This is a genomic window from Acidithiobacillus sp. TH-A67, from assembly GCF_057473545.1.
On record NZ_JBYCKU010000034.1, the window covers coordinates 1 to 8,386 of the forward strand.

The 8,386-nt window shown below is 58.0% G+C and carries 8 protein-coding genes and 2 pseudogenes; 5 read left to right on the forward strand and 5 right to left on the reverse strand.

The genetic code is table 11. The annotated features are described in order from the left end of the window. The first annotated feature begins 211 nt into the window (after nt 1-211). Genes rfbA through rfbB form a run of 4 tightly spaced genes read left to right on the forward strand, consistent with a single transcriptional unit; the run spans nt 212 to nt 3,770 of the window. Nucleotides 212-1,210 carry a glucose-1-phosphate thymidylyltransferase RfbA gene (gene rfbA / locus AC2VNM_RS05070; RefSeq protein WP_483165496.1) on the forward strand — a complete coding sequence of 333 codons (999 nt, stop codon included), beginning with the start codon at nt 212-214 and terminating at the stop codon, nt 1,208-1,210. Beyond that, nucleotides 1,210-1,758, forward strand: a complete 549-nt coding sequence (rfbC, locus tag AC2VNM_RS05075; RefSeq protein WP_483165497.1) for a dTDP-4-dehydrorhamnose 3,5-epimerase — start codon at nt 1,210-1,212, stop codon at nt 1,756-1,758. The genes rfbA and rfbC overlap by 1 nt, the downstream gene beginning before the upstream one ends. Before the next feature lie 10 nt (nt 1,759-1,768). After that, nucleotides 1,769-2,650, forward strand: coding sequence for a dTDP-4-dehydrorhamnose reductase (gene rfbD / locus AC2VNM_RS05080; RefSeq protein ID WP_483165498.1), 882 nt, complete (start codon nt 1,769-1,771; stop codon nt 2,648-2,650). Further along, nucleotides 2,643-3,770, forward strand: a complete 1,128-nt coding sequence (rfbB, locus tag AC2VNM_RS05085; RefSeq protein WP_483165499.1) for a dTDP-glucose 4,6-dehydratase — start codon at nt 2,643-2,645, stop codon at nt 3,768-3,770. The genes rfbD and rfbB overlap by 8 nt, the downstream gene beginning before the upstream one ends. Nucleotides 3,771-3,783: 13 nt before the next feature. On the opposite strand, the gene AC2VNM_RS05090 is transcribed toward rfbB, so the two are convergent. From AC2VNM_RS05090 to AC2VNM_RS05110, 5 genes and pseudogenes are all read right to left on the reverse strand, one after another. Beyond that, the gene (locus AC2VNM_RS05090; protein WP_483165574.1) at nt 3,784-4,512 is read right to left on the reverse strand and encodes an NAD-binding protein; all 729 of its coding nucleotides are present in this window, start codon (nt 4,510-4,512) and stop codon (nt 3,784-3,786) included. Nucleotides 4,513-4,536: 24 nt separating this feature from the next. Continuing rightward, nucleotides 4,537-5,456 (reverse strand): annotated as a pseudogene (locus AC2VNM_RS05095) (cation:proton antiporter domain-containing protein); the annotation flags it as partial. A gap of 185 nt (nt 5,457-5,641) precedes the next feature. Then, nucleotides 5,642-6,196 (reverse strand): YbhB/YbcL family Raf kinase inhibitor-like protein, encoded by a 555-nt coding sequence (locus AC2VNM_RS05100; RefSeq protein ID WP_483165500.1) that lies wholly within the window; start codon nt 6,194-6,196, stop codon nt 5,642-5,644. A gap of 377 nt (nt 6,197-6,573) precedes the next feature. After that, the gene (locus AC2VNM_RS05105) at nt 6,574-7,110 is read right to left on the reverse strand and encodes a carboxymuconolactone decarboxylase family protein (RefSeq protein WP_483165501.1); all 537 of its coding nucleotides are present in this window, start codon (nt 7,108-7,110) and stop codon (nt 6,574-6,576) included. Between the two features lie 105 nt (nt 7,111-7,215). Then, a pseudogene (locus AC2VNM_RS05110) lies at nt 7,216-7,423 on the reverse strand (DUF188 domain-containing protein); the annotation flags it as partial. 322 nt (nt 7,424-7,745) lie between these two features. Here AC2VNM_RS05110 and AC2VNM_RS05115 point away from each other — a divergent pair. Beyond that, nucleotides 7,746-8,386 (forward strand): helix-turn-helix domain-containing protein (locus AC2VNM_RS05115; RefSeq protein ID WP_486912983.1); only part of this gene is annotated, 641 nt, incomplete at its 3' end.

Here is an 8,386-nt window from a genome sequence, read left to right on the forward strand (position 1 = left end):
TGTCGGCAAAGAAAAGACTCCCGGCCCTGCGGTGGACATGGCAACCGCAGGGAGCGCATCGGCGAACACGAAGGGCCAGAACCTACGGAAACCCAAGGCGAAGACATAAGTTGAGGGCTAACAGCGAAGTGTTTCAGTATTGTGAACATTTGATGACAACATCATGATATTTTGGATTTTCTTTTTATGGGTGCATAAACGCATTCAGAAGATGAGCGAGGTTTGTCGCTGCGACCGACAACCTGAGCCAGCATCACCCCCAGTCTGGACGCTGCTGCTGCGACTGGTTACCCTTGCACAAAGCAGCCAAGATCGGGAAGGCCATACCAGCATGCGCAAGGGCATCATTCTGGCGGGGGGATCCGGTACCCGTCTCTATCCGTTGACTCAGGTACTGAGCAAGCAGCTCATGCCCATCTACGACAAACCGCTCATCTATTATCCCTTGTCGACCCTCATGCTGGCTGGCATCCGCGAGTTTTTGGTGATTTCCACCCCTTCCGATTTGCCGCACTTTCAGCGGCTTTTGGGTGACGGTTCGGCCTGGGGGCTCGATTTTCAGTATGCCGAGCAGCCACGGCCTGAGGGGCTGGCGCAGGCCCTACTGATTGCCGAAGACTTCCTGGCAGGAGCGCCTGCCGCCCTGATTTTGGGGGATAACCTCTTTTATGGACACGACTTGAGCGAAGGCCTGCAAACGGTCAGTCAGCAAGAGTCCGGCGCTACGGTCTTTGCCTACCATGTCGCCAACCCACGGGCCTACGGAGTGGTGGAATTTGATGCCCAGGGGCGGGCAGTGTCGCTCGAGGAAAAGCCCGCCAACCCGCGTTCCAGTTATGCCGTCACCGGTCTGTATTTTTATGACGCACAGGCCAGCCAAATCGCGCGCACGATTCGACCCTCGGCGCGTGGCGAGCTGGAGATTACCGAGCTCAACGCTTGCTATCTGGAGGCGGGGCAGTTGCGGGTAGAGATTCTCGGGCGGGGCACTGCCTGGTTGGATACCGGCACGCATCAGGACCTGCTCAATGCTGGCGAATTCGTGCGTACCCTGGAAGAGCGCCAAGGGTTGAAGATTGCCTGCCCAGAGGAGATCGCCTGGCGCATGGGGTATATCGACGCGGAACAGGTCTTGCGCCTGGCGGAGCCCCTGCGCAAAAGCGGCTATGGTGAATATCTGTTACGTTGTCTGGAACAGGAGGAACGCTGATGGAAGTTCAGCGTCTCGCGATCCCGGAGGTCTGTCTGCTCACGCCTCGGGTGTTTGGTGACCAACGCGGCTTCTTTCTGGAAAGCTGGAACCGCAAGACCTTTGCTGATCTCGGTTTGGATCTCGACTTCGTGCAGGACAATCACTCCCGCTCCGCCCGCGGCGTGCTACGCGGTTTGCACTATCAGATCGAGCAGGCGCAGGGCAAACTCGTGCGGGTGGTGGAGGGTGAGGTCTTTGACGTGGCTGTGGACCTGCGCAAGAGTTCTGCCAGTTTCGGACAGTGGGTGGGGGCGCGCTTGTCTGCCACAAATCATCAGATGCTCTGGATACCTCCAGGCTTTGCCCATGGTTTTTACGTGCTGAGTGAGTTTGCCCAGTTTCTGTACAAGACCACCGATTATTATTTGCCCAGTGCAGAGCGTTGCCTGCTGTGGAACGACCCGATCCTGAACATCTCTTGGCCTATTCCCGCCGGGGAAGCGCCTCTGCTAGCGGCCAAGGATGCAGCGGGCTTGCCTCTCGTCCAGTGCGAAGTTTTTGCCTGAGGGAAGGTGGATGCGTCAGATCTGTATTTTTGGGGCTGGAGGGCAGTTGGGGCGGGAGCTGCTTCGCCGTCGTCCTGCGGATGTGACGGTGCATGCTATTGATCGTTCGCTGCTGGACCTCACTCGGCCTGCGGAAATCTCCGCGCTACTGCAGCGCTTGCAGCCGCAGATCATCATCAACGCCGCTGCCTACACGGCGGTGGATCGCGCGGAATCCGAGGCGGAGCTGGCTTACAGCGTGAATGTCGAGGCGCCCGCACGCATGGCCCAGTGGGCGCAGGCAGCGGGAGCGCGTCTGCTGCATGTCTCTACAGATTTTGTCTTCGATGGTCGGCAGGGCAGGCCCTATATGCCCAATGATCCCGTGGCCCCCCTGGGCGTCTATGGCGCCAGCAAGGCGGCAGGTGAGGAGAAGATCCGCGGGATTCTCGGTGCAGACGCCCTGATTCTGCGTACCGCGTGGGTCTATAGCGAGTTTGGTAACAACTTCGTCAAGACCATGCTGCGCCTGATGGCTGAGCGGGAGACGCTCTCTGTGGTTGGCGATCAGATCGGCACCCCAACTTGGGCCGGGGGCTTGGCGGACGCGCTTTGGCGCGCCACCGAGCTACCGGAGTTCACTGGCACGCAGCACTGGACCGATGCCGGTGTGGCATCCTGGTACGACTTTGCGGTGGCGATCCAGGAGGAGGGCCGGCAGCAGGGCTTGCTGACACGAGAGATTCCTATACAGATGATCCCGACCACGGCCTATCCCACTCCGGCTCAACGACCCAGTTGTGCGGTACTGGACAAGACCGGCAGCTATAGCATTTTAGGGGCGGCACCGCATTGGCGGGTACAGTTGCGACGAATGATCCGGGTTTGGCAAGAAGGAAAGATCGATGGCTGAAAAGTTGATGCCGGCAGAGATGCGGCTCTTGGTGACGGGGGGGGCAGGTTTCATCGGTGCCAATTTTTGCCATTATTGGCGGCAGCGCTTTCCGCAGGGCCACTTGGTGGTACTCGATGCCCTGACCTATGCCGGTAACCAGGCGAGCCTCGCCGGGTTGATGAATCAGGCAGGATTCCACTTTGCCGAAGGGGACATCAACGATACGCCGCTGGTGGAAAAGCTCTTGAGCGAACACAAGCTCAACGTCATCGTCCACTTTGCCGCCGAGAGTCACGTCGACCGTTCCATCCACGACCCGGATGCCTTCCTGCATACCAACATCCTCGGTACCCACAGCCTCCTGCGGGCGGCGCGCAAGGTTTGGCTGGACGCGCCAGGTGGAATCATCCCGCATCGTTTTCATCACATCTCCACCGACGAAGTCTATGGCACCCTGGGGCCGCAGGACCCGCCCTTCCGCGAGGACACGCCCTACGCGCCCAATTCGCCCTATGCCGCCAGCAAGGCGGCCTCGGACCACCTGGTACGGGCCTATCAGCACACCTATGGGCTGCGCACGACGACCAGTAATTGTTCCAACAATTATGGGCCGTATCACTTTCCGGAAAAACTCATCCCGCTGGTGATACTCAATATTCTCCATGGCCGCCCCCTACCCATTTATGGTGACGGGCAGCAGGTCCGCGACTGGCTCTTCGTTGAAGATCATTGCCAAGGCATCGGCCTGATTCTTGAGCGCGGTGAGGAAGGGGAAAGCTATAACATTGGGGGGCATAATGAGTGGGCCAATCTCGATATCGTGCGCTTGATTTGTGAACTTCTGGATACGGCCTTTGCCGCCGATACCTTCCTCGCCCAGCGCTTTCCGCATGCCGCACCGGCCCAGGGAAAAGCGGCGGAAAGTCTGATTAGCTACGTCAAAGACCGCCCCGGTCACGACCGTCGCTATGCCATAGATGCCAGCAAAGTCGGAAGAGAACTCGGCTACACGCCGCAACACAGTTTTGCCGAGGGTATTCGCAAGACGGTGGATTGGTACCTGCAGCATTCCGACTGGTGGCAGCCCCTGCTGGGTGACGTCTATGCCCAGTGGGTACAAAAACAATACGCTGACTGAGTTCCTTCCCGTTTCACGGTTCTATTGCAGATGACGACTCACTGGCGCTGCGCTCGCCTTCACGCTCTTTGCGTTGCGGAGCCACCAGGGCCATTACCTGGTCGCCGGGTTTGGGCAGGGTCGCTTCGTCGGGCAATCCGGCAACAAAAGGCAGCAAGCGCTCCCCGCGCAGCAAAAATAGCGGCAGGAACCCCGCCTCGGCAAATTGCCGGCGATAGGCCTCCCAAGCGAATTGTTCGGAGAGTTTGGTAACTTTCACCGTCCACCCGTTTTCCAGGCGCTGTAGTAATTCCTCTGCCGTGGCTGTGGGAGCAAAGAGATATTGCTGGCGGTGACGGCGCGCCATGCGCCAGCGAGCACTCTTCTGGTTTTGGCTGCCATCCGGAAGGCTGAAGACCCCGTGGGCACCAAATTCTGGGGTATAGCGCAGACTGGCCACCAGATTCCGCGTCCGATCGGTAGAGAGGGCGAGCAGATAGCCAACGCCTACCAGATCGAGTTCGCGGTCGGCAGCTTCGGAGACCGGTGAGCCATAAAAGATGGGGATTCCCTGCATGCGCGCATTGCGGATCTGTGCAAAGTCATCATCTACCAAGAGCGGACGAAATTTCCATTGGCGAAGCTGCTCTGCTATGGCCACGGCCAGAGGATTGGCGCCGATGATCAGGACGCCGCGTGGTTCCGTTTCGGCTACGCGCAGCAGGCGTGCCAGTGGGCGACTGCTGAAACTTGCACTCAACACCGTGATGATGATGACCGCGAAAGTGAGAGGGACGAAGAGTTGGGCATCGGGATAGTGCTGCGCCTGTAGTTGCTCGGCGTAGACGGGGGCGCCCGCTGCAGCGACGATGCCGCGCGGGGCGATCCAGGCGGTCAGCGCCCGCTCGCGCCAGGAGAGGGTTTCGCGACGATCATAGGCCAGCAGCATCTTGAAGGGCTGGGCGAGAAGCTGAATTACCAAGTACAGAGCAAATCCCCAGAGCAGAACCTCGACTAATGCGGCCAATTCCAGGCGCGCGGCGAGCAAAAGAAATAATAGGGAAATCAGAAGGATGGATAGACTCTCTTTGAAATTGAGAATATGTTCGCGCGGCACATTGCGCATATTGGCAAGCCAGATGCCCATGATGGTCACTGCCAGCAGTCCAGATTCATGCACCAGGGAATTGGCGATGGCAAAGACGATGAATACCGTGCCCAGGGCGACAATGCCGTGCAGATAGTCAGGAATGGCCCGGTTGCGCAGCAGTCTTCCCAAGCCATAGCCAGCGCCGCAGCCGAGTCCGAAGCCCAAAGCGACGGTGCTGAAAAAGAACTCGACTGCCGTCCACAGGCCGCTATTCCCTTGATGGGCGATTACCCCCGAAAATACCAAGACGGCCAGCAGTGCGCCGATTGGATCGATGAGAATACTTTCCCACATCAGCACATTGACCAGGGAAAACCGGTGATCCAACGCGTCGCAACCGCGAGGATCAACCAGCTACTGATGGCCCCAAGACCCACCATGCGCCGTACGACGCGGCCGAGTTTGCCGAGCTCACGAAATTCCAGACTCAGAGAGCCCTCGAAGAGAATGATGGCGACAGCGAGGGAAATGCCGGGAAAGAGCAAAGGCCCAAAAAGCTCGTCGGGCTTTAACAGCCCGAAGACTGGACCAATGAGGATGCCGATGAGAAGTAGCAATAAAATCGCTGGAAGGCGCAGGCGTCAGGCCAACCATTGACTCGCGGCGGCAAGGATCACCAGGGCCGCCAGAAGCAACATCACGTCCATCGAGCTCTCCGCCATCAAGGGAAGAGCCAGCATAAGGCCTCATGCATCAGGGTCAAGAGACCCAGATGCATGGGGAGTTGATCTACAGCACCAAATTATTGAGCCGGTTTGTCCGTATCTAGGGCATAGTGTCCACTGAATTCCGCTCGGTCGATCACATGTCCCAGGGGATGGAACTCGACGGCCTGCGGGTCGTCGGCCGGGGGCGGCGCGATATCGCCAGGATCACGTTGCTTGCGGAGTTTTTCTTTGACCGCCTCCCAACTGGCTCCTTCCGCTAGACCCAGGTTGGGCAAATCACAAGCCAGAAGGTGGAAATCATAGTGCTGCAATTTATGGCTAGGGTCGCCTACCGGTGGGTGATAGCCGGTGGACCCGAAGTCATTTTTCCCGACCTTGGCCCCCTCCGGAATCGGTCCACCCTCGGGAATGCCCGCAGCAGTTACCGGGATGTCGTAGACCAGCCAGTGGATCCGCTCTCCGGCTGTTGCGTCGCGATGTTCCATCAGCAGGATGAGGCTCTTGGCCGTGGCGGGAACATGGAGCCAGCTGATGGGCGGGATCTTCCCTTCTCCGGGTTGGGCAAAGCGTTGTGGAATCCAGTCTTCAGGATCAATACCGGTGCTGAATACTTTCATTTCTGCAGTCATCGTCGCCTCCTTTTCTCTTGCTTTTTTAGTCTAGGCAATGACAGCGCGTTTTGCCTCAGAGGCCGGTGGCACGACGGACGAGTGAAAAATACCAGAGATAGAGGAGACAGCGCAGCACGTGAAAGCAGCGGGTAAAGGCTGAAGGGAATTCGATGGCGAAGCGTTGGCTTTGCATACCCCTCAGTAGGGCTTGGGCTGCCTCTGGTCCCGCATGCCCTGGCGTATTTGGCAGGCTCATTCCTGCTGGCTGGGCTGGGCCTAGACTTCGGAAGAAGTGTATCCGCCAGTGTTCGGTGGATGGCGAGTTTGGCGCCATCTGGCCCTTGGTGACGCAATAGAAGCCCCAGAGCCCGCAGTGCGGGTCCGGGGCAGGCGGATTAAGCAGCGGGCATGGGCGCAACGCGGAAGGTCTCGAAGATGATGTCGATGGCGGTATGTTGCGCCCCGTGCGCGACGGCGTCGAAGATGTCCTGATCGCTCCAGTCCAGCGCGTGCAATGCAGCAATTTCTTCGTTCTTCACGCTATGCGGGTTCCGCACGGCACGAAGCACGTAGTCCAGCAGATGATTCTCCCGCTTCTCCAGAGGCCCTTCCAACGGATGCTCGCGGGCCTTGGCAATTGCCTCGGCTGAAAGTCCCGCATTCAACAGGAGAGATTTATTGAAGCCAATGCAGAATTGGCAATTTCCGTCTTCTGACAGGATGTAGCGCAGCATCGCCAGAAAATTGGCGGAAAGCCGCGGGTGCTGGCCGAAATAGCTAAGGGTCTGCATCTGAATCTGCAAGAGTTTGGGGCTGACACCGAAGAGCTGCAGCCCCTCGGGCACGCCCCCGAATGATTGGGTGATGGCCGCATAGAGCTCCGCCAGCTCGCCCTGTGCGTCTTTGGGATCGGTAAGATGAAGTGTTGCCATGGGATGATCCTCCGGTATGTTGGAGTAGATAACATACCAACTGAACGGTATGTAATCAAGTAAAAAGAATTCCGGCAAGCCGGATGGATCAGTACCACCAAAGGATCAAGCGCGGGGCAGTAGCTGATCCAGTGCATTCGCAAATGCCTGCCGGCGTGGCTGAGTGCAGCGGGACCCCTCGTGTGCACTCCAGAGTCCCGTAGTTGCTCCATCATGTCTCCAATCCGTAAGCGCTCGTGGACGGTTTCGGGGGAATATCGCCAGTGATTACCAGATTGCCTGCTGCGATTTGCCGGACAATTTCCTCCGTCGCGGCTCAACACTGTGCAGCACCGGCCCGGTTCTTCAGGATCCCTTCGTAAGAGAGATCGGACATACGCTCTGCGATCTGGGAATCTGGATGCGCGATGAGCTGAGAAATGCGCTGACGGTCGACCGGCAGCAGGAACAGTTGCGGCGGGTGCTCCCGCAACGATCGTGGGGCCCGGGCTCGATATCTGAGCGCAAGCCTCGGCGTGTCCAACAAAGGGCGGTTGAGGGGATAGCGGATCAAGCGATCGAAGGTGGGCTATCAGAGTTGACATTCGATATAAAAAACACAATAATCAATTTTATTTTATATAACGAACTATCTCATGGCTTCACATTCTGTCTCTCTTTTGGCGCGGCATGTCCGTCAATTTCGCATCAGGCGTGGGCTAACGCTCACAACTCTTGCCGAGCTTTCGGGGGTGGCCAAATCAACTTTGTCCATGATCGAAAATGCTCAGGGTAATCCAACCATAGAAACCATCTGGGCCATAGCGAACGCCTTGGGCGTGAGGTTCGGTGATTTGGTCGAAGGCTCCAATACCAACTTAAGCGTTCAGAGCGCGCGGGATGCAAGCAAGGACCCAGGTGTAAAAGTCCGTTTTATCGAACGATATGGTGACTCCCCGGCCATCGAGCTCTATGAGTTGTTTATGGTGGCAGGCCAAAGTTACCGTTCAAGTGCGCATCCTCCCGGAGTGCGGGAACGGGTGATTGTGCTCAGCGGGGAAATGCTGGTCGGTACGCAAGGCAATAGCTTGTTGCTGCACGCGGGGCAGAGTCATCACTTCGCCGCAGATGTGGAGCATATCTATGTATCGCCGCAAGCTGAGGCTACGGCCATGGTGCTGATCGAGTATCCCGGATTGAACGAGGACGGCAGCGCAGAATATCTGATCACTCGCAACCTGCCGCTGACTCAGGCCGAATGGGATGGTGTCAGGGCGCTCATCGATCGCGCGGTGAT